This window comes from Enterobacter cloacae complex sp. S1 (genome assembly GCF_014930525.1).
Lineage (GTDB): Bacteria > Pseudomonadota > Gammaproteobacteria > Enterobacterales > Enterobacteriaceae > Enterobacter > Enterobacter hormaechei_C.
Window position 1 is genome coordinate 1 of the sequence record NZ_JADBRE010000014.1, and the last position, 20,402, is coordinate 20,402.

At 56.1% G+C, this 20,402-nt stretch carries 17 protein-coding genes, 1 pseudogene and 2 riboswitches; of the genes and pseudogenes, 10 read left to right on the forward strand and 8 right to left on the reverse strand.

The window, feature by feature from the left end; genetic code table 11:
• Window positions 1-95: riboswitch (TPP riboswitch) on the forward strand. This riboswitch is flagged as partial in the annotation.
• Between the two features lie 67 nt (window positions 96-162).
• A pseudogene (locus IM290_RS10525) lies at window positions 163-1,426 on the forward strand (integrase).
• Window positions 1,427-1,569: 143 nt separating this feature from the next.
• Complete coding sequence (locus tag IM290_RS10530) at window positions 1,570-1,884, forward strand: hypothetical protein (RefSeq protein WP_063138628.1); 315 nt, start codon at window positions 1,570-1,572, stop codon at window positions 1,882-1,884.
• Here IM290_RS10530 and IM290_RS10535 read toward each other — a convergent pair.
• Window positions 1,881-2,687 (reverse strand): DUF4225 domain-containing protein, encoded by an 807-nt coding sequence (locus IM290_RS10535; RefSeq protein WP_193042591.1) that lies wholly within the window; start codon window positions 2,685-2,687, stop codon window positions 1,881-1,883. The two genes, IM290_RS10530 and IM290_RS10535, sit on opposite strands and share 4 nt — an antisense overlap.
• 345 nt (window positions 2,688-3,032) lie before the next feature.
• A riboswitch (TPP riboswitch) is annotated at window positions 3,033-3,129 on the forward strand.
• A gap of 35 nt (window positions 3,130-3,164) precedes the next feature.
• Here IM290_RS10535 and thiM point away from each other — a divergent pair.
• From thiM to IM290_RS10550, 3 genes are read left to right on the forward strand one after another with little or no spacing between them, the layout of a single operon-like run.
• Entirely contained in the window at window positions 3,165-3,935 is a 771-nt protein-coding gene (gene thiM / locus IM290_RS10540; protein WP_017693063.1) for a hydroxyethylthiazole kinase, read from the forward strand.
• Window positions 3,932-4,732, forward strand: a complete 801-nt coding sequence (thiD, locus tag IM290_RS10545; protein WP_017383356.1) for a bifunctional hydroxymethylpyrimidine kinase/phosphomethylpyrimidine kinase — start codon at window positions 3,932-3,934, stop codon at window positions 4,730-4,732. Before thiM ends, thiD begins: the two co-directional genes overlap by 4 nt.
• Window positions 4,733-4,774: 42 nt before the next feature.
• Window positions 4,775-5,521: a GntR family transcriptional regulator gene (locus tag IM290_RS10550; RefSeq protein WP_003859242.1), complete on the forward strand. Its 747-nt coding sequence runs from the start codon at window positions 4,775-4,777 to the stop codon at window positions 5,519-5,521.
• On the opposite strand, the gene IM290_RS10555 is transcribed toward IM290_RS10550, so the two are convergent.
• From IM290_RS10555 to IM290_RS10565, 3 genes are read right to left on the reverse strand one after another with little or no spacing between them, the layout of a single operon-like run.
• On the reverse strand, window positions 5,495-6,448 hold the full coding sequence (locus IM290_RS10555; RefSeq protein WP_193042590.1) for a PfkB family carbohydrate kinase: 954 nt from the start codon (window positions 6,446-6,448) through the stop codon (window positions 5,495-5,497). The two genes, IM290_RS10550 and IM290_RS10555, sit on opposite strands and share 27 nt — an antisense overlap.
• Window positions 6,445-7,449: an ADP-ribosylglycohydrolase family protein gene (locus tag IM290_RS10560; RefSeq protein WP_015572351.1), complete on the reverse strand. Its 1,005-nt coding sequence runs from the start codon at window positions 7,447-7,449 to the stop codon at window positions 6,445-6,447. The genes IM290_RS10555 and IM290_RS10560 overlap by 4 nt, the downstream gene beginning before the upstream one ends.
• Window positions 7,446-8,723 (reverse strand): nucleoside permease, encoded by a 1,278-nt coding sequence (locus tag IM290_RS10565; protein WP_003859236.1) that lies wholly within the window; start codon window positions 8,721-8,723, stop codon window positions 7,446-7,448. Before IM290_RS10565 ends, IM290_RS10560 begins: the two co-directional genes overlap by 4 nt.
• 248 nt (window positions 8,724-8,971) lie before the next feature.
• Here IM290_RS10565 and fbaB point away from each other — a divergent pair, with 248 nt between their 5' ends.
• Entirely contained in the window at window positions 8,972-10,024 is a 1,053-nt protein-coding gene (fbaB, locus tag IM290_RS10570) for a class I fructose-bisphosphate aldolase (protein ID WP_015572352.1), read from the forward strand.
• Window positions 10,025-10,078: 54 nt separating this feature from the next.
• On the opposite strand, the gene IM290_RS10575 is transcribed toward fbaB, so the two are convergent.
• The 3 genes from IM290_RS10575 to IM290_RS10585 all read right to left on the reverse strand — a co-directional run bounded on the left by IM290_RS10575 (window position 10,079) and on the right by IM290_RS10585 (window position 13,851).
• On the reverse strand, window positions 10,079-11,386 hold the full coding sequence (locus IM290_RS10575) for an RbtT/DalT/CsbX family MFS transporter (RefSeq protein ID WP_193354477.1): 1,308 nt from the start codon (window positions 11,384-11,386) through the stop codon (window positions 10,079-10,081).
• 96 nt (window positions 11,387-11,482) lie between these two features.
• Window positions 11,483-13,090, reverse strand: coding sequence for an FGGY-family carbohydrate kinase (locus tag IM290_RS10580; RefSeq protein ID WP_193042635.1), 1,608 nt, complete (start codon window positions 13,088-13,090; stop codon window positions 11,483-11,485).
• 11 nt (window positions 13,091-13,101) lie between these two features.
• Window positions 13,102-13,851 carry an SDR family oxidoreductase gene (locus IM290_RS10585; protein ID WP_193042636.1) on the reverse strand — a complete coding sequence of 250 codons (750 nt, stop codon included), beginning with the start codon at window positions 13,849-13,851 and terminating at the stop codon, window positions 13,102-13,104.
• A 162-nt stretch (window positions 13,852-14,013) separates the two neighbouring features.
• Here IM290_RS10585 and IM290_RS10590 point away from each other — a divergent pair, with 162 nt between their 5' ends.
• Window positions 14,014-15,045, forward strand: a complete 1,032-nt coding sequence (locus IM290_RS10590) for a LacI family DNA-binding transcriptional regulator (protein WP_032654226.1) — start codon at window positions 14,014-14,016, stop codon at window positions 15,043-15,045.
• Here the strand turns inward: IM290_RS10590 and IM290_RS10595 are convergent.
• Window positions 15,042-15,989 carry a sugar-binding transcriptional regulator gene (locus tag IM290_RS10595; RefSeq protein WP_023295033.1) on the reverse strand — a complete coding sequence of 316 codons (948 nt, stop codon included), beginning with the start codon at window positions 15,987-15,989 and terminating at the stop codon, window positions 15,042-15,044. The two genes, IM290_RS10590 and IM290_RS10595, sit on opposite strands and share 4 nt — an antisense overlap.
• A gap of 211 nt (window positions 15,990-16,200) precedes the next feature.
• On the opposite strand from IM290_RS10595, the gene dalD reads away from it, so the two are divergent.
• The 3 genes from dalD (at window position 16,201) to IM290_RS10610 (ending at window position 20,386) form a co-directional block, all read left to right on the forward strand.
• Entirely contained in the window at window positions 16,201-17,568 is a 1,368-nt protein-coding gene (dalD, locus tag IM290_RS10600) for a D-arabinitol 4-dehydrogenase (RefSeq protein WP_017693073.1), read from the forward strand.
• Window positions 17,569-17,577: 9 nt separating this feature from the next.
• On the forward strand, window positions 17,578-19,041 hold the full coding sequence (gene xylB / locus IM290_RS10605; protein WP_193042637.1) for a xylulokinase: 1,464 nt from the start codon (window positions 17,578-17,580) through the stop codon (window positions 19,039-19,041).
• Window positions 19,042-19,108: 67 nt separating this feature from the next.
• Window positions 19,109-20,386: an RbtT/DalT/CsbX family MFS transporter gene (locus IM290_RS10610; protein ID WP_193354478.1), complete on the forward strand. Its 1,278-nt coding sequence runs from the start codon at window positions 19,109-19,111 to the stop codon at window positions 20,384-20,386.
• The last annotated feature ends 16 nt before the right edge of the window (window positions 20,387-20,402 follow it).

The window sequence follows — 20,402 nt, forward strand, 5'->3', positions numbered from 1 at the left end:
ATTTGACTCGGGGTGCCCTTCTTTGTGAAGGCTGAGAAATACCCGTATTACCTGATCTGGATAATGCCAGCGTAGTCCTGGCGATTATCCTCATATAAATCAAAAGATTATTACTCCTTTTCGTCCCGTATTGTTCAGCCGTAACACATTGAAGCTCTCCAAATGGGACACAAAACCATACGCCACACCATTAAACGTAACGGGGTTTATTACGTTCTTTTTCGCCTGCCTGATAATAAGTTTTTCCGTAAGTCGTTAGAGACTGACAGCCACACTCAGGCGCAGTTGCTCATGTCTTTTGCTTCTCCTGTAATACCTTTGGTCCAACGTGGAACCATCCAACCGGATCACTTCGGTAAGCGTCTTTCTGAGTATGGCAATAGTCTGAAGCAGCAGAATGAACAATGGCTGGCGCACCAATTTCTGAATGATGTGCGGCGCAATATTCAGCCGATGGTTGCTCATGAATACCGCGAGGTTGTTACACCTTCAGAAGATGAGGAAGAACACACTGAAGTACAGTCAAAGGATGTGTTAACACTGGCTGGCGCTTGGAATATGTACAAAAAGGAGAAAGTCCAAAACTGGACGAAGGCAATTTCACAGGCCAATGAGCGCTTTATGGAAGTCATGTTAATTGTCCTCGGTGCATCAGCAGACGTAACGACGATAACCAAGCAGGACATCAAGCAGGTGATGGAAGTTGTTGAAAACTTTCCAAAGCGTGTTGTACAGCCTTATCGGTCGATGACTGTTCAGCAACTGATCGAGTGTGATGATGTGCCACCTGAAGACTTGGTTGGCGCTGAGTCTATCCACAAACATTTGAAGATTTACAAATCGTTGTTCAAAACCTTCCTGACTGACAATAAAGATATTCTGGAGAAGTCTCCGACTGATGGCTGGCAGAAGTGGATCACCTTGCTGTTGGCATATACGGGAGCCAGAAGAGGGGAGATCGCCAGGCTGGAGAAATCACAGATCAAATTTGATGAAGATAGCCAGCGGCACTATCTCCTGATCGCGGAAGGAGGGCAGGGTAAAACCGAGAACGCTACAAGGCAGGTGGCGATCCATCCCAAACTGATCGAGTGGGGTTTCCTTGATTTTGTTAACTGCCAATGGAAAGAGAAAATCTTCTCGCCTGTATCTGGTAAAAACATGCCGAAGATCGGCAAGGTCTTAGCAGATGTTAGAGATCAGCTTGGCATTCCTTATCTTGATGATTATGGGCAGCGGCGATTGGGTGCATAGCTTTTGGCATACGATGATTTCTGGCTGTTTAGCTGGTTGGGTGGGTAACCTGGCACATCTGCAACAGGTGGTCGGTCATGAGAAGAGCGGCTCTGGTATTACCAGACGCTATTTGCGCACCTTTCCGTTACGCTCAGTTTGTTATGTGATAGATGGTTTGGCTTGGTTGTAACGTCTTGGTACTACCAGGACTAAGGAAAGGACGGTAGAGTCTGCCGCATAGTTTCGGCTGGATTGCTGTAAAGTTCATCAGTATGATTGCTTGCACAATCAGCGATTGGGAAAACACTTCTGGAAGATAAGGGACGAGACGATATGAAAGTGACTGATGAGGCTTTGTTGAGTTCTGGCTTTACACCATCGGATTTGAAGAAGATAAAAAACAACGTTGAAAGCTATGGCGGAACGTTGGGGAATGCCATTAGGGACCTGGCAAGGCGTTTTATTCTCGCTATGTGGGTTGTATCCGGTTGTCTTGCTGTATTCATTTTTCTGGTGATATTCGCATCTCAGGAGAGTGTTTTCTCTGGTGCAATTGGCCTTTCTTGTGGTGCAGCGGTTGCAATTTTTATACAACCGCCTGTACTTGCTTATAAATCCTGGCGATTCTGTAGGGCGAACAAATATTAATTAGTACTGTTATCAGTAGCCAGAAGATCAAAAATGACTTTCGCTTTGACACCATACCCAGCGATTTTCATCGTCAGCTTAGGCTTGCTCATTGTGTCAACTTTTCGGTAGTAATCACGCGGCAACCAACGAAATAATCGCCAGGCCCCTGGTTTCCTTGCTAAGCCGTAGATGCTATAGACACTAGCCCCCAGAGTCATCGCATTATAAAAAGCTAATCCATTTTTTGGGCTAAACCCCAGAAATTGTGCGGTTTCTATTGCGCCATCAGCAAAAATTCCTTCCGATTTGGATTGTTCACCATAGCGAAGATGGCTTGCTTCTTTTGTTATACCGTTAATACCATCAACAAATAAAACTGCTCCTGCAAGAACTCCGACAGGGGTCATAGTGGACATCATAACCATCCCACCAAATAATGCTGCCCCAGATACCACTATATGGATTGCCGAAATCACGTATCCGACGATTTTATTGTTTTCCTTGACAAACTCGACCTTTGCATAAAGCTGTGCGGCTCTGGTTCTTAACAGGCGTTCTTGTTCGTGCAGATTATCCTTTTCGGCACGCAGATTTTTGATGCATGCAATGCATTCTTCATCGGTTTTGGCCCGTCGTGCAGTTTCAAATTCTTTATCTACCACCTGTTTTATCTCTTCGACAAACTTGATACGTGTAAGACCATCTTGCAAATAGAATGCTGACAGCCGGTTTGCTGTTTCGACGAGTTTCCGGGCTTCCAGATTCACCATGGTATCTGACCATGCTCTGTTCCAGCCCCTGTTGAGCAGCGCAATATCCATTAAAGACTCCTTCCCAAAATGTGTCTGGTCATTTTACGTGCATTAAGGTCGAAGATAACAGGAAATCCTTTACCACAGAATTACGTAAACCGCGTAAGAAGTTCGACTCCTAACAGCTTACCTTCAAGGTTTATTATTGGTTCAGCAATGAATTCGAGAACAACAACGAAAGATCACAACAAAACGAGGCTGGAGCAATCCGGCCTTTTTGTCGTTTGGATGTGGGATACAGCTTGGGATACAAGCTGGAACATAGAGCATTTTTTAGGGTTGAGTCTTTGGCTTTCCGCTGGCATGATCCAGAACAGGGATTAACGGGACGTTAATCGCAAGCTTTTGATTTTTTTATTTGACTCGGGGTGCCCTTCTTTGTGAAGGCTGAGAAATACCCGTATTACCTGATCTGGATAATGCCAGCGTAGGGAAGTCAGATGCCTACCCGGTCATCGCTTCTTCACGCACGGCAGGAGCGAAACCATGCAGCCTGACCTGCTCGACTCACACGTTTTACATCAATTCCGAACCCGTTCCCCGCTCACGCACTGTATGACCAACGATGTCGTGCAGACCTTCACCGCCAACGTTTTGCTCGCGCTGGGTGCTTCCCCGGCAATGGTGATCGAAGCTGAGGAAGCGGAACAGTTTGCCGCGCTTGCCGATGCCCTGCTCATCAACGTGGGTACACTCACCGCGCCGCGCGCCCAGTCGATGCGTCGGGCCATTGAGAGCGCGGTAGCCGCAGGTACGCCCTGGGTTCTGGATCCGGTTGCGGTTGGCGCGCTGGCGTACCGCACCCGATTTTGCCAGCAAATATTGTCCCTTAAACCTGCGGCCATTCGTGGAAACGCCTCCGAAATCCTCGCCCTTGCCGGAATGAGTGCGGGCGGGCGCGGGGTTGATTCCACCGATACGGCAGCGAGCGCGTTGACCGCTGCGCAGACGCTCGCCCGTCAGACCCATGCCGTTGTGGTCGTCACAGGAGAAGTGGATCATATCACTGATGGTCAGCGAACCCGTACGGTCGCGGGCGGCGACCCGCTGATGACCCGCGTGGTGGGAACAGGCTGTGCGCTCTCGGCGGTCGTCGCCGCCTGCTGTTCGCTGCCTGGCGACAGGCTTGATAATGCGACGGCAGCCTGCGGCTTTATGAAGCGCGCAGGGTCAGCTGCACTGACTCACAGCCGGGGCCCCGGCAGCTTTGCCCCGGCGTTTCTGGATGCGCTTTACGCGCTGGAGGAGCTGGTATGACACGCATTAATGCCCTGACTATTGCGGGAACCGATCCCAGCGGCGGAGCGGGGATCCAGGCAGACCTGAAAACCTTCTCTGCGCTCGGCGCTTACGGATGCTCGGTTATCACCGCGCTGGTGGCGCAAAACACGCGCGGTGTACAGTCGGTATATCGTATTGAGCCGGATTTTGTCGCCGCACAGCTGGATTCGGTATTCAGCGATGTACGCATCGACACCACCAAAATCGGCATGCTTGCAGAGGCGGACATTGTTGAAGCGGTCGCTGAACGTCTCAAACGTTATCAGATAAAAAACGTGGTGCTCGATACCGTGATGCTGGCCAAAAGCGGCGATCCGTTGCTCTCCGCCTCTGCCGTCGACACCCTGCGTAAAAAGCTGCTGCCGCAGGTGGCGCTGATCACGCCAAACCTCCCTGAAGCCGCCGCGCTGCTGGATGCGTCACACGCGCAAAACGAACGTGAGATGAAAGAGCAGGGCAATGCGCTGCTGGCGATGGGATGCAGCGCGGTGCTGATGAAAGGCGGTCATCTTGATGATGCAGAAAGCCCGGACTGGCTCTTCACCCGCGATGGCGCTCAACGTTTCACTGCCCCGCGGGTACAGACCAAAAACACCCACGGCACGGGATGTACGCTCTCGGCGGCGCTGGCGGCGCTGCGTCCCCGAAACGCGAACTGGGCGGATACGGTGCAGGAGGCGAAGATCTGGCTCTCGTGCGCGCTGGCAAAAGCCGATTCTCTGGAAGTGGGTCACGGTATTGGGCCGGTTCACCATTTTCATGCATGGTGGTAAGCCGTATACTGGCATAAAACCTTATGCCAGAGAAAAACAGAGATGGAACAAGCGCATACCCGGTTAATTGCTCAACTCAAGGAACGAATTGCCGCACCGGACAACACGCCGTTGTACCTGAAATTTGCCGAAACGGTTAAAAACGCGGTACGCAGCGGCGTGCTCGCGCACGGTAATATTTTGCCGGGCGAGCGCGATCTGAGCCAGCTGGCCGGTGTGTCGCGCATTACGGTGCGTAAAGCGATGCAGGCGCTGGAAGAGGCCGGCGTCGTCACCCGCGCGCGTGGATACGGTACGCAAATCAACAATATCTTTGAATATTCGCTAAAAGAGGCGCGCGGGTTTTCTCAGCAGGTGGTGCTGCGGGGCAAAACGCCCAACACGCTGTGGGTTAATAAACGCGTCGTGAAATGTCCGGAGGAGATCGCCCGCCACCTTTCCCTTGCGCCGGACAGCGATGTATTTCTGCTTAAGCGCATCCGCTACGTGGATGACGATGCGGTATCAATAGAGGAGTCCTGGGTACCGGTAGGATTAATCCCCAATCCGGACGACATCGGCGTCTCGCTTTACGATTACTTCCGCAGCCAGAATATCTTTCCGCAGCGCACCCGTTCCCGCGTCAGCGCCCGGATGCCGGACAGCGAGTTTCAGGCGCATATCAAGATGGACGATAAGATACCGGTGCTGGTGATCAAGCAAGTCGCGCTCGATCAACAGCACCGGCCAATTGAGTACAGCATCAGCTACTGCCGCAGCGACCTATACGTCTTTGTGTGCGAGGAGTAGGGCCTCGCGCGTGGGCGCGCAGTCGCCACCGCGATGGCTGACTACCCAGGCGGCTACGGCATTGCCAAGCTGCACCGCCTCTGGCAGTGACCATCCCGCGGCCAGCCCGGCAAGGGTACCTCCCGCATGGCTGTCACCCGCGCCGATGGTATCGACCACGGTAGCAGGAAACGCCGGAACGTGTCCGGAAGCGTCACCGTCGTACCAGACTGCCCCGTCTTTATCATGGCGTACGATCAGCGCAGCGCCAAACCTCTGCTGCCACCGTGTGCCGAGCTCTTCCACGTTTACGCCAAGCCATTCGGCGGCAAGTTCCGCCTCCTGACGATTGAGCGAGACGATTGGTTTGCAGGCCATGATCCGCGCCATCAGCGGGTCGGGAATATCCGCGATGCGCGGACCGAAATCGATAAAGAGCGTCGCATCCTGAAGACTTTCCAGCCAGGCCGTCAGCAGCTCACCGCTGGGGGACGCCAGCTGGTAGCCGGACAAAGAGATCAGGCTCCCTGCCGGCACGCTTAACCCGTCCAGCCAGCGCTGCTGCCACTGGTTCTCCACGCCGCTAAACGACATAAAGGTCCGTTCACCGTCAGGCTCCACCAGCGCCAGGCACCAGCCGTTATCGCCCGTTTCCGCTTCCACGGCGCTGTGCAGATCCTGCTTCGCCATGGCGTTACGGATAATATCGGCCCACACGCCGTGGCCGACGGGAAGCGCGTTTTGCGCAGCAATGCCGAGCCGCTTCAGGGCGATGGCGATATTCAGCGCGCAGCCGCCAATATTCACTCCCTGTTGCTTCAGCTCGATATCACACCCGCGCCAGGGCAGGGCGTAGGCGTCGGCAATCACGTCGATGACCGCCGCGCCGAGCACCGTTACGGGGCGCGTGGCGTGAAGGGTTTCGAGACGGCGGGTAAAAGCACTCATACGCCCTCCCTTTGCTCCCGGAAGTGCAGCAGTTTTTCACAGTAGTGGCCGAAATCGAGCCGGTTTACGGCATCAAGTTCGTTTTTGAGTGCCGGATCAATGGCCTGTACACCGTGCAGCGCGCCGCAGATGGCCGTTGCCATCGCGCCGATAGTGTCAGTATCACCGCCCAGGTTGGCGCATAACACCGCGCAGCGGTTCGGATCGGTACCCGCGAGTTCGACCATCGCAATCGCCGCCGGAACGGACTCAAGGGTGCTCGTGCCCGCGCCAATAAGCTGATAGATCTGCTCGCTGGCGGACTCGGTACCGTTGGCTTCGCGCACGGTTTTCAGGGCCAGCTCAATACGAGCGGAAAGCGATGCGCTGAAGGTGGTCGTGTTCGCCTCCTGCGCCGCACGGGCAATACCCGGCAGGGCATCGGCGATGTGATGCCAGCGCTCGCCGTCGATAGCGCGTGAAACCGCCCAGGCGATCACCACCGCACCGGCGATGGCGAGATCCGATTTATGGGTCGGGCTGGAGGCTAACGCAACCTGTTCCACAAAGTGCGCCAGACGCGTGGCTGGCAGGAGGCATCCCAGCGGGGAGGCGCGCATCGCCGCCCCGTTGGTGACGCCGTTGTTTTCCAGCTGGCTCACCGGCTTGCCGTCACGGATGGCGTTCAGGGCAATTTTGGAGGTCGGGCCGAGCACATTCTTATTGAACGCGTCAAAATCCAGCGCCCAGTCCAGAATATGCTTACCGATAACGTCAGGGTTAATTTCCCCGTCGCATTCGATAATCGCGTCGGCCAGGCACAGCGCCATCGACGTATCATCCGTAAATTCGGCCTGCTTAAAGTAACAGGCGGCATTATTCTCAGCCGGGCCGGGTAAGAAACGGTCGATCCAGCCGAAGTGCGCTTTCACCCGCTTGCGCGGCCACAGCTCCGACGGCATCCCCATCGCATCCCCTAACGCCTGCCCGTAAAGAGCACCGAGAATACGGTCTTGTTTCATTTAACTTCCCCTCGTGTCAGCGCGGTATCGCCATCAACCACCTCAATTGCGGTGATCTCTTTATCCGATTCGCGGAAAAACAGCATAAACAGCACGGCAATCACCACAATCATGATTGCACCAAACGTCCACATTCCGGCCCAGTTGAAGGTCAGCCCATTCACCGGCTCTTTATATGCGAACATTTTTTCCATCATCACGCCGCCGAGACGGTAACCCAGCAGGCTACCAAAGCCCTGACAGCACAGCGTGATCAAGCCCTGCGCCGCGTTGCGCATGTGCACGGGCGCTTTTTTATCCACGTAGATGTACGCGGTGACGTAATAGAAGTCATAGCTTACGCCGTGCAGCAGAATGCCGAGGAACAGCAGGGCGTAGGTGAAGTATTGCTCGGCGCCGCCGTAAACAAAGAAACCGTAGCGAATGGCGGCGGTGATCAGGCCCAGCAGCAAGACCTTCTTAATACCAAAGCGTTTGGTAAAGAATGGCAGAGCGAGCATGAAGAAGATTTCAGAGAACTGGCCGAGGGTCATCCAGCCGGTGGCGTTTTTCATCCCCACTTCGGTGAGATAGCCGTTGGCAAAGATATAGTAGAAGGCCAGCGGCATGGCAAACAGGAACGAGCAGAAGAAGAACACCAGGAAGTTTTTATCGCGCAGCAGGATCAGCGCATCCAGCCCCAGCATCACTTTGAAATCCAGCTTGCCGGTACTCTTCGGCGGGGTATTCGGCAGGAACAGCGCGAAGACGCCAAGCAGAAGGGAGCTGGCAGCGGTCATCAGCAGCGGGATATTTGTGTCAGAGATGTCGCTATAGCCCATCATCTGCGGCAGGAAGCCGCACGCCAGGCCGGAGGCAATCCAGCCGATGGTGCCCATCACGCGGATGCGCGGGAAATCAGCCTCCACGTCATCGACGTTCGCAAAGGCGATGCTGTTGGTCAGCGCGATGGTAGGCATATAGGTCAGGGAGTAGGCCAGCAGCAGCGGGAAGAAGGTGCTGAACTGGGTTTGCTGTGCTGCGAAATACATCAGAATCGCGCCAGCGAACATCAGCACGGCCAGCACTTTTTGGGCGGCGAAGAAACGGTCCGTCAGCGAGCCGACAAGGATGGGAGAGAGGATCGCGGCAATCGCGGTACAGGCGTACGACCAGCCAATTTCCCCGGCGGTAAACCCGCTCTTACTCAGCCACAGCCACAGCGGCACAAACCATGCGCCCCAGATAAACCATTCAACGAACATCATGAATGACAGTTGGACTTTCGTTTTCATTTTTTAATCCTGCATGTCAGAGGTACGCATGTAACATACCATGTGATAATACCTTTTAAATACCTTTAAGGCGATTGTTTGATCAGTGTAACAAAAATGTTGTACACGAAACGAGCCAGCAGATTGTGCTTAAAAAAGTTGCAAATGGTGGAAAATAGGTTAAGTCGGTACCAGGCTTAGTCTGCCTGCAAAAACGTGGGCTTGGATCACACGCTCCGACATCATGTCGGACTTACGGGAGCATCACTATGACTGATATTGCGCAACTGCTTGGCAAAGACGCCGACAGCCTTTTACAGCATCGTTGTATGACCATTCCAGCCGACCAGCTTTATCTGCCTGGCCATGATTACGTAGACCGCGTCATGGTCGACAACAACCGTCCGCCTGCCGTACTGCGAAACATGCAGACGCTTTACAATACCGGTCGTCTGGGCGGGACCGGGTATCTCTCCATTCTGCCCGTTGACCAGGGCGTAGAGCACTCGGCGGGAGCGTCGTTTGCTGCTAACCCGCTCTACTTTGACCCGAAAAACATTGTCGAGCTGGCGATTGAAGCGGGCTGTAACTGTGTGGCATCGACGTATGGCGTGCTGGCCTCCGTTTCCCGCCGCTATGCTCACCGCATTCCGTTCCTCGTCAAGCTGAATCACAACGAAACCCTGAGCTACCCAACCGAATACGACCAGACACTGTACGCCAGCGTCGAACAGGCGTTCAACATGGGTGCGGTAGCGGTCGGGGCGACTATCTATTTCGGCTCTGAGCAGTCGCGTCGGCAGATAGAAGAGATCTCTGCCGCGTTTGAGCGCGCGCACGAGCTGGGGATGGTGACCGTATTGTGGGCCTATCTGCGTAACAACGCGTTTAAGAAAGACGGCGTGGATTACCACGTATCAGCGGATCTGACCGGTCAGGCAAATCACCTGGCGGCAACCATCGGCGCGGACATCGTGAAGCAGAAAATGGCCGAGAATAACGGCGGGTATAAAGCGGTGAACTTTGGCTATACCGACGACCGCGTCTACAGCAAGCTGACCAGCGACAACCCTATCGATCTGGTGCGCTACCAGCTGGCTAACTGCTACATGGGCCGCGCCGGGCTGATTAACTCCGGCGGTGCAGCAGGCGGTGAAACCGATCTGACCGACGCGGTGCGCACGGCGGTGATTAACAAACGCGCCGGCGGAATGGGGCTGATCCTGGGCCGCAAAGCGTTTAAAAAATCCATGGCCGACGGCGTGAAGCTGATTAATGCGGTTCAGGATGTCTATCTGGACAATAAAGTGACGATTGCCTAATCGCACGCATCTTCCTGCCGGGATAAGCGTGACCCGGCAGGAAAGTTCTCTCGCTTACTCCTTCAGCGTTTCAGGATGAGGAGTATTCAGCAGACCCGCCATCCCTCTCTTGCTGCTATTTGCTTTTTCTAAGCCCGGCTGCGTGACGCGGATAAAGGCACACAGAACAAAAGCCAGCAGATAAAGCACCGTATAGGCGATGACCACGCCGAGCGTGCTGAACCAGGGCAGCAGCACCACGGCAATCGCCGGCGCAAGGAAGTTAGACAGACCGGCTGACAGGTTATACACCGAAATCGCCGCCCCCTTGTGCCGCGGCTCCAGCGCCGGGAACACCGCCGCCATCGGTACGAAGGCCGCCACAAAAATCCCCAGCGCGATGGCCGGGACCAGCGCCATGGCAAAGTTATGCCCGAAGTGCTGCGGAATGTAGTAAAACGCCAGGCTCGAGAGCGCCATCCCGATGCAGCCAAACCAGCGCACCACCCGCATCCAGCCCATTTTTTCCGCCACCACGCCCCAGAAGACGTTCGAGAAGATGGTGGTGAAGAAGAATACTGCCCAGACCTGAAGCCACTCGGAGGTGGTGAAGCCCAGTTCGTCAACAAACATCATCGGCATGATGACGGCAAACCCGAACAGGGAGAGGGTGTTGATGATACGCACCATGCTGGAGAGCAGAATACTGCGGTTGGTGTAGAGCAGCGTCGCCGCACGGCCCAGCTCGGCGAATTTTTCCCGGGTGGAGAGATGATGCATGTGCGTTGGGGTTTTGACGTTGCGCAGGGATACCATGGCGATGATTCCCCCCGCCAGACAAAACGCCAGCGCCAGCCACAGGGTGCCCATCTCCCCGATGTGCGGAATGGTAAAGCTCGGAATATAACTGCCCGCCACGCCAATACCTACGGAATAAACCGCCCAGTACCAGCCCAGCGCCGAGCTGGATTTATCGCTACGCACATTATGGATGATGACCACGATGAAGGCGTACAAAAATAACGGATAGGCCAGGCCGCGGATCCCGTAAAACAGCAGCATTAATGCGTAATTTGCCTGACCCAGACCAAAAACGAGAAACAGGACGTGGAAAACGCACCACAGGACGAAGCCAATCAGCATGGTTTTTTGCGGGGTGATGATTTCAGCCACCACGCCGGAAATCCACGCGGAGAGCGCCGCCGCGAGACCGTAGAGCGTGAAGGCGAAAGAGGCTTCAGCAGGCGTGAAGCCCAGTGATTTAATATAGTGCGACAGGAATGCCAGCTCGAAACCGTCACCCGTCATAAAGACCGCGATCGCCAGATATCCCCATAGCAGGTTCAGCGGCAATCCCAGCCACTGTTTATTTATTTCGGACATATTGACCTCGTTTGTAGCGTACAGGTAAGCCCACACCGGAAATATTCCGGCGTGAGTTTTCTTATTGTCTTTTTCTCTAAATATACTGACGTGTATTTATTCTCTGATTACTGTCGCAGTCTGTTGTAACTGCTTATAAGCCTCGTATCGACGCAGATGAAGGGACTGAAAGTTCGCTTGCGGATAGAAATATTTATCCACGTGGGTAAATTGTTTCATGGCATCGGTCACTGAAGGCGCTATATTTCCCGCCACCGCCCCGAGAATGGCCGAACCCAGTAATACAGGTTCGCTGCATTGGGTCGCTAACACCGGCAGCCCGCAGGTATCTGCCAGCAGCTGGCGAACGAAAGGGTGCTGGCCCGCGCCGCCGCTGATAACGATATTTTCGGTCTGTACGCCGCATTCACGCTGGGCGTCAATGATTTGTCGCAAACCGTAACCGATACCACACAGACCGGCCACATACAGTGCCATCAGGTTATTGATATCGTTCTCCATGCCCAGCCCGCAGATCGTGGCCCGCGCATGGGGATCGGCAAAGGGCGCGCGGTTACCCAGAAATTCGGGTACCACGTGCAGTCCTGCTGCCAGGTTCACCGCCTCTGAGGCGGTGGCGAAGGTCTGTAAAAGCCTGTCCGCCAGGTAAACCGGCAGCGGGAGGTCTGACTCCTGTGCCAGCTGGCGCGCTTGCGGTGCGGCAGGATGGAAACTTAATAACCGATCGATAGCGGCACCCGCGGCGCTTTGTCCGCCCTCAATCAGCCACAGTCCAGGTACCATCGCGCTAAAATAAGGCCCCCAGACGCCGGGCACAAAAACGGCGCTCTCGGCGCTGGTCATGGTGCACGATGAGGTGCCAAAAACATACGCGAGATTGTTCAGCGCGCCGCCGCCAACGCCCAACGTCCCGATGCCGCCAGCGTGGGCATCAATTAACCCTACCGCCACCGGCGTGCCTGGCAGCAAGCCCATCTCACGCGCGGCCTGCTCCGTTAAGCCTTCGCCGCAAGGGGTGCCGGGGGCGGCAATATGCTGCCCTATGCGGACAAAATCTTCTCCGGCCAGCTCGTCCAGGCCAACGGTGCGGAAATAGTCCGGGTCCCAGCGATTCTCATGGGCCAGCCACGTCCATTTACAGGTTACGGTACAGATGGAACGGGTGACATCGCCGGTCGCGCGCCAGGTCAGGAAATCGGCCAAATCGAAAAATTGCCAGGCGCGATCGTAGACCTCACGATGCTTTTCTTTCAGCCACAGCAGCTTGGGTGTCTCCATTTCGGGCGATATTTTTCCGCCAACATAGTCCAGCACCGGATGATGGGTGGCGTTGATGCGCTCCGCCTGGTCTGTCGCACGGTGATCCATCCAGACGATGATATTGTTTTCCGCTTCACCGTCAGGGCTGACCGCCAGCGGTTCGCCATTGTTGTCCAACACCACCAGCGAGCAGGTGGCGTCAAACCCGATGCCGGCAACGCTCTGCGGAGTCGTCCCGGAGCGCGCCAGCGCCTCGCGGATGCAGCGGCAAACGGCCTGCCAGATCTCGGCGCTGGACTGCTCCACGCGGCTTCCGCTGCGGTGCACGGTGGCAATTTTCTGCGTCGCGTGGGAAAGCAGCCTGCCGCTGAGATCGAAAATGCCCGCGCGGACGCTGCCGGAGCCGACGTCTACGCCGATAACGGTTTCTGGTGTACTCTTCATCCTTGCGGCCCTTAAAGATCGACGCTGTTAGGCAGAATCACCAGATCCCGGACGGTAACGTTCTTCGAACGGGTCACCATGAATAACACCGATTCTGCGACTTCAATCGGCTGCATCAGGCTGCCGTTTGCCAGCGCTTCATCCATTTTGGCCTGCGGCCAGTCGTCGAGCAGAGCCGTCACTACCGGCCCAGGCAGAACGGCTCCGACGCGTACGCCATGTTCCGCGACCTGACGACGGGTGGTATGCACGAACGCCTGAACGGCAAATTTGGACGCGGTGTAGATCGGCTCCCAGATAACCGGCACCACGCCCGCAATGGAGCTGGTGAAGATAATATCGCCTGACTTCTGCGCAATCATATGCGGCAGTACGGCGCGAACGGAGCGGAAGGCGGCGTTGATATTCAGGTTCAGCACGCGATCCCAGACGTCCGGGTCGCCTTCAGCCACCGGCCCGCCGATGTAGGCGCCTGCATTGGCGTGAAAAATATCCAGGCCGCCGGCGAGGCCGACAATGTCGCTCAGCATCGCGTCGACTTGCTCGGGTTTGAACAGATCGATTTGCAGGGCAAACGCGTTCTCGCCCAGCTCGGCGACAAGGCGCTGAAGCTTCTCGCCTTCACGGTCGATTAACACCACCTTAGCGCCAGCGCCGAGCAGCGTTTTTGCACACTCCAGGCCAATACCTGAGGCGGCGCCAGTGATAGCAGCGACTTTGCCCTGAAGGGAACTATTCATGGAGGGGACAGAGTGATTCATTTTATAATCCTTTATGCAGAGATGATTTTTAGGGTGTGTCTGCTTTCGCGTGAAGAACGGGGGTTCTGACTGACGCGTGAAGCAAACTGCTCAATCGATGAAGCAGATCTAGCACTTGCTTATTTCTCCAGCAAGAGACATTCAAAATGAAGAGGCGATTTTGTGACGCGCGTTGAGAAAACGAAGAAAACGACCATTTACGATCTGGCGGAACTCACCGGCGTTTCTGCCAGCGCGGTGAGTGCTATTTTGAATGGCAACTGGAAGAAACGCCGCATCAGCGCCAGCCTGGCAGAGAAGGTAACCCGCATTGCACAAGAGCAGGGCTACGCGGTTAACCGTCAGGCAAGCCTGCTGCGCAGCAAGAAATCGAACGTTATCGGCATGATTGTGCCGAAATATGACAACCGCTATTTCGGCTCTATAGCGGAAAAATTCGAAGAGATGGCGCGTGCCAGAGGGCTGTTGCCGATTATTACCTGCACACGCCGTCAGCCGGAACTCGAGCTGGATGCCGCCCGTGCCATGCTCTCCTGGCAGGTTGACTGGGTCATTGCCACGGGGGCGACACACCCGGACAAAATTGCTGAACTCTGTCATCAGGCGGGCGTACCTACGCTAAATCTGGATCTGCCGGGTACCCTGGCACCCTCTATCATTTCGGATAACTACGGCGGCGCGAAGATGCTGACAGAGCGGATCCTCGCCAGCAGCTTTAAACGGTTTGGTTCGCTGGCTCCGCTGACCTTCGTGGGCGGACGCCGGAGTGATAACAACACCGCAGAGCGCCTGCGTGGGTTCCTTGATGCCCATCAGGCCCATGGGCTGACCGTTCCGGAACAGCAGCTGCTGGTCACCGGATACTCGTCATCGCGCGTGGAGGAGCAGCTCAGAGCCACCTTCCCGTCGCCATCGACGGCGCTAAAGGGGCTGTTTGTCAATTCGACCATTTCGCTGGAGGGGGTGGTACGTTGGCTGGCCCAATACGGGCAGACCGGCCAAAATCAGCCGCCGATGGGGTGTTTTGACTGGGACCCGTTTGTCTCTCTGCTGGGACATGATATCGACATGGTGCGCCAGGACGTCCCGGCGATGCTGGAGAAGGTATTTGAAATTCTCGATTCCGGTGATACCTCGGTCAGACGTATTGAGATCCCACCGGAACTGATTGGCAGCCAGAGCGTCACGGGCTAGCCCTGACGCGTCAGCAGCCAGCGCGCGGTCTGTTCATCCGTCACCAGACCGTTTACCCAGCCGCCTTTGAGGGCGGCAAGGATCGCCGGGCGTTTATCCTCGCCGCAGGCGGCCGCAATACGTGGACACTGGCTCTGGCGAATATCGTAGCTGGTAATAAAGCGATTAATCTGGCTGTCGATGACGTTGCCGTCGGCATCGATAAAGCGTCCGAGTATTTCGCCAACGCCACCGCGCTGGGTCAACTCTTCCAGCTGTGCCTCATCGATAAACCCGTCTTTGAAGATAGGGCTCTGCCTGCCCAGCGCCCCGATGCCGACAAAAATCACATCGGCCGCATCCGCCACGGCGCAGACGTTACGGAACAGGCGGTTTGAGCACCACATCTCATGCTCCTCGCTGGACTGAGCATAGCGCGGCGCCGGCCACTGGTAATATTTTCCCTGAATTTTACGCGCCAGCAGCAACGGCACATCATCGTAATAGTTACATTGCCCGTGCTCGTTCATGGCGCTGATCAGGGCGACACAGCGGGTGTTGTGGCTGTCAAAATCGATACGCTTGATGGTTTTTTTTAGCGTCAGTCCGGAGCCAATTCCGACAACCGTGGGTTTATCACCTTGCAGGTAGCGGGCCATCAGCTGATAACAGCCAAACGTCACGCTATCCAGCGCGCTTTCATTGCGGTAGACGGGCACAATGTTGCAGTGGGTCAGGTGATATTTTTCCGCGAGAAGTTGCGCATAATCGAGGCAGTTAGCGACAGGGTGATGAAGCCCAATCGAGACAATGCCTTCCTCTTTCGCGGCGGCAATCAGCCGCTGCACCACCGGTCTTGATGTGCCGAGCTGGCTGGCAATTTCGCTTTGATTAAGCCCGGCGATGTAATACATCCATGCCGCCCGCACTTTTTGATCGAGCCTGATGTCATCTTCTTTGCTCACGTTTCCCTGCCTCAAGAGTGGGGTTGAGGGCGGTCAACACCCACAACAATTGTCTGTCATTCTGGCGGGTGCTCCGCGCTGAGGCAAGCGGTTTGCTCTTTATTGGTCATTTGTTATTTGAATGGTCATTTGTTCTTTTGTGATCTGTAGCTCTTATTTTAATCAAATGATCATCTACAGTTCAGCCATAACCTCACTGGAGAACAGAACAATGACCGAGAAATACACATGGCTACATATTGGGCTGGGGTCTTTTCATCGTGCGCATCAGGCGTGGTATCTGCACCGCCTGATTGCCGGCGGCGATACGCGCTGGCACATCGCTGCGGGCAACATACGCAACGATGCTGAACATGTGGTGCAGGCGCTGGCCGCGCAGAAGGGGCGATATGTACTGGAGACCGTCAGCCCGGAAGGCGAGAGAGACTATGAAGAGATCGCCTCGATTCAGACGCTGATCCCGTGGCAGGCGGATTTGCAGCCGCTGATTGCCGAAGGGGCGAACCCGCAGACTCGGGTCATCGCGTTTACCGTGACGGAGGGGGGCTACTATCTGGATACCAGCCACAGGCTGGATGTGGCCAATGCCGATCTGGCGAGCGATATTAAGGGCGGCTGTAAAACCATCTACGGGACAATTGCCCGCATCCTCGAAGCGCGTATGGCGAACGGAGCGGGTCCGGTAACCTTGCTTAACTGTGACAACGTGCGGCATAACGGCGAGCGCTTCCACGACGGGTTGATTGAATTCTTAACCCTCAGCGGCAAACAGAGGGTCATCGACTGGCTGAGCGCTAATGCGACCTGTCCGAATACCATGGTGGATCGCATCACACCGCGTCCGGCGGCCGATCTCCCGGCGCGCATTAAGGCCCGGACGGGCATAGACGATAACGCCCCGGTTATGGGGGAACGCTTTATTCAGTGGGTGATTGAAGACAATTTCCGCGACGTTCGTCCCGCGCTGGAAACGGTGGGCGTGGAGCTGGTGGGATCCGTCATCCCTTATGAAGAGGCGAAGATCCGCATCCTCAATGCCTCCCATAGCTGTATCGCCTGGGCGGGTACTCTGGTCGGGCAGCAGTATATCCATGAAAGCACGCTGACAGAATTTATCTACAAGATTGCCGACCGCTACGTGACGGAAGATGTCATTCCCTGCCTGGGAGATAATGGCATCGATCTGCCAGCCTACCGCGACGTGGTGCTTAAGCGTTTTACCAACCCCTGGATTCAGGACACCAACCAGCGCGTCGCGGCCGACGGGTTCTCGAAGATCCCGGCGATGATCGCCCCAACGCTGCGTGAATGTTACCAGCGCGGCGTACGTCCTGACGCTACCGCTATGCTGCCTGCGCTGTTCTACGTCTATATGGAGCAGTGGCATCACGGCAAGCTGCCATATGAATACCAGGACGGTATCCTCAACGCCTCTGCGGTACATGCGATGTTCGAATCGGACGATCCGATAGCCCGATATGCCAGCGATACCGCCCTGTTTGGCGATCTGACCGGCCGGGAAGATTTTGCCGCGCTTCTGCGTGAAAAAATCGCTGACGTCTACGCGCTGATTAAGTGAGAGGTGGGTATGTATCTGGGCATCGATCTTGGCACATCAGAAGTAAAGGCGCTGGTCATTGACGAAAACAACGGCGTTGTCGCCACCCATAGCGCGCCGCTGACGATACAGCGTCCGAAGCCGCACTGGTCTGAACAATCGCCGGAAGCCTGGTGGGAGGCAACCGAATACCTGATTGCCACCCTCCGGGAGAAGTGCGGCCACCACTGGCAGGCGATAAAAGCCATTGGCCTTTCCGGACAGATGCACGGTGCGGTACTGCTGGATGCTGCGGGTGAACCCCTGCGTCCGGCCATCCTGTGGAATGACACCCGCTGCGCGCAGGAGTGCGCAGAGCTGGAAGAGATGGCGCCCGAGCTGCACCAGGTGGCGGGGAACCTGGCAATGCCGGGGTTTACGGCACCAAAGCTGCTCTGGGTGCGCCGTCATGAGCCGCAGAACTTCAGCCGTCTCGCCACCGTGCTGCTGCCGAAGGATTATCTGCGCTTCAAAATGACCGGAAAAAAAATCTCTGATATGTCGGACTCGGCCGGGACGCTGTGGCTGGATGTGGGAAAACGAGACTGGTCGGATGCACTGCTGGAAAAATGTGGGCTGTCGCGTGCCGCCATGCCTGCGCTGGTGGAAGGGTGTGAGGTCTCGGCGCTACTCGAACCTGCGGTAGCGCAGCGGTGGGGTCTGAACCCCTCGGTTATCGTTGCCGGCGGCGGGGGAGATAACGCCGTCAGCGCGATAGGGGTTGGGGCCGTTTCGCCGGGCGATGCGTTTATTTCGCTGGGCACCTCCGGCGTGCTGTTTGTGGTCACGGATGCCTATCGTCCGGCGCCGCAGTCCGCCGTGCACGCGTTCTGTCACGTGCTGCCAAACCTGTGGCACCAGATGAGCGTGATGTTAAGCGCCGCCAGCTGTTTGCAGTGGTTTTGCCGTCTGGTGGGCGTCACGGAGCTGGAGCTGCTTGAGGAGATCGCCCAGCTAAGCGATGCGGAGAAAGCGAGTGCGCCAATGTTCCTGCCGTACCTGTCCGGGGAACGTACGCCGCATAACGATCCCAATGCCCGGGGCATGTTCTGGGGGCTAACGCACTCCAGCCAGCGTGCGCTGATGGGGTATGCGGTGCTGGAAGGCGTTAGCTTCGGGATTGCCGATGGCCTTCGCGTGTTGCAGGAGAGCGGCACGCAGATTGAACAATGTTCTCTCGTCGGCGGCGGGGCGCGTAGCCCCTTATGGGCCCAGCTGCTGGCCGATATCCTGGCGATGCCGGTGGTGACGCATAAGGGCGGTGAAACCGGCGGCGCGCTGGGGGCTGCACGGCTGGCCTGCCTCGCAGCCGGTAAGCCGCTGGCTTCCGTGTGCGAAAAGCCTGAAGTCTATAAAACCTGGAGCAGCGATCCGGCGCGCCACCGTGCACTGATGACGCGTTACCGGCAGTTTAACGCGCTTTACCAAAACGACCTGAACTACCGAAACCCATAATTCTGTGGCAAAGACCCTCCGGCGATGCTGCCGGAGCGGTTCCCTGTACCCTAAAAACGAGGTCAATATGTCGTTAAATAACAAACAATGGCTGGGATTACCCCTGAGTCTGGTCTGGGGGTATATCGCTATCGCCGTCTTTATGACGGGCGATGGTTTCGAGCTGGCATTTCTGTCTCACTATATTAAGGCGCTGGGCTTCACGCCTGCTGAGGCCTCTTTCGCCTTCACGCTCTACGGTCTCGCGGCGGCGCTCTCCGCATGGATTTCCGGCGTGGTGGCTGAAATCATCACCCCGCAAAAAACCATGCTGATTGGCTTCGTGCTGTGGTGCGTTTTCCACGTCCTGTTTCTCGTTTTTGGTCTGGGTCAGGCAAATTACGCATTAATTCTGCTGTTCTACGGGATCCGCGGTCTGGCCTATCCGCTGTTCCTCTATGCCTTTATCGTCGCCATTGTGCATAACGTTCGCAGCGACAGTACCAGCGCGGCGCTGGGCTGGTTCTGGGCGGTTTACTCTATCGGCATCGGCGTGTTCGGCAGCTACATTCCGAGCTTTACCATTCCGCACATCGGGGAGATGGGCACCCTGTGGCTGGCGCTGGCATTCTGCGTAACCGGCGGGATCATTGCGCTGGTCTCTCTGCGTAAGGTGGAAACGCCACGGCATATGCAGACTCTCTCCACCCGGGAAAAATTCGCCGAGCTGGGCCGTGCAGCGACGCTGCTCTACACCAACCGCAGTATTCTGCTCTCCAGCATGGTGCGTATCATCAACACCCTCTCCCTGTTCGGGTTTGCCGTCATCATGCCGATGATGTTTGTTGACGAGCTGGGCTTCACCACCTCCGAGTGGCTTCAGGTCTGGGCGGTATTCTTCTTCACCACCATCTTCTCGAACGTCTTCTGGGGCGTGGTGGCGGAAAAAATGGGCTGGATGCGGGTGGTGCGCTGGTTTGGCTGCATCGGGATGGCGCTCTCGAGCCTGGCGTTTTACTACATTCCGCAGCACTTCGGGCATAACTTTGCCATGGCGCTGGTCCCGGCCATCGCGCTGGGGATTTTTGTGGCGGCCTTCGTACCGATGGCGGCGGTGTTCCCGGCGCTGGAGCCGCGGCACAAGGGGGCGGCGATTTCGGTGTATAACCTGTCAGCCGGTCTGTCTAACTTCCTTGCGCCGGCGATTGCCGTGGTGCTGCTGCCCTGGTTCAGCACGCTCGGCGTGGTCATCGCCTACACGGCGCTGTATGTCGTGGCCTTCATCCTGTGTCCGTTTATTCGGGTTGAACAGCCTGGGTTTGTTCGTCAGGAAACCTGTAAGGGTGAAACGGTCGGAATTTCGTAATTTATTCAGGCCTGAC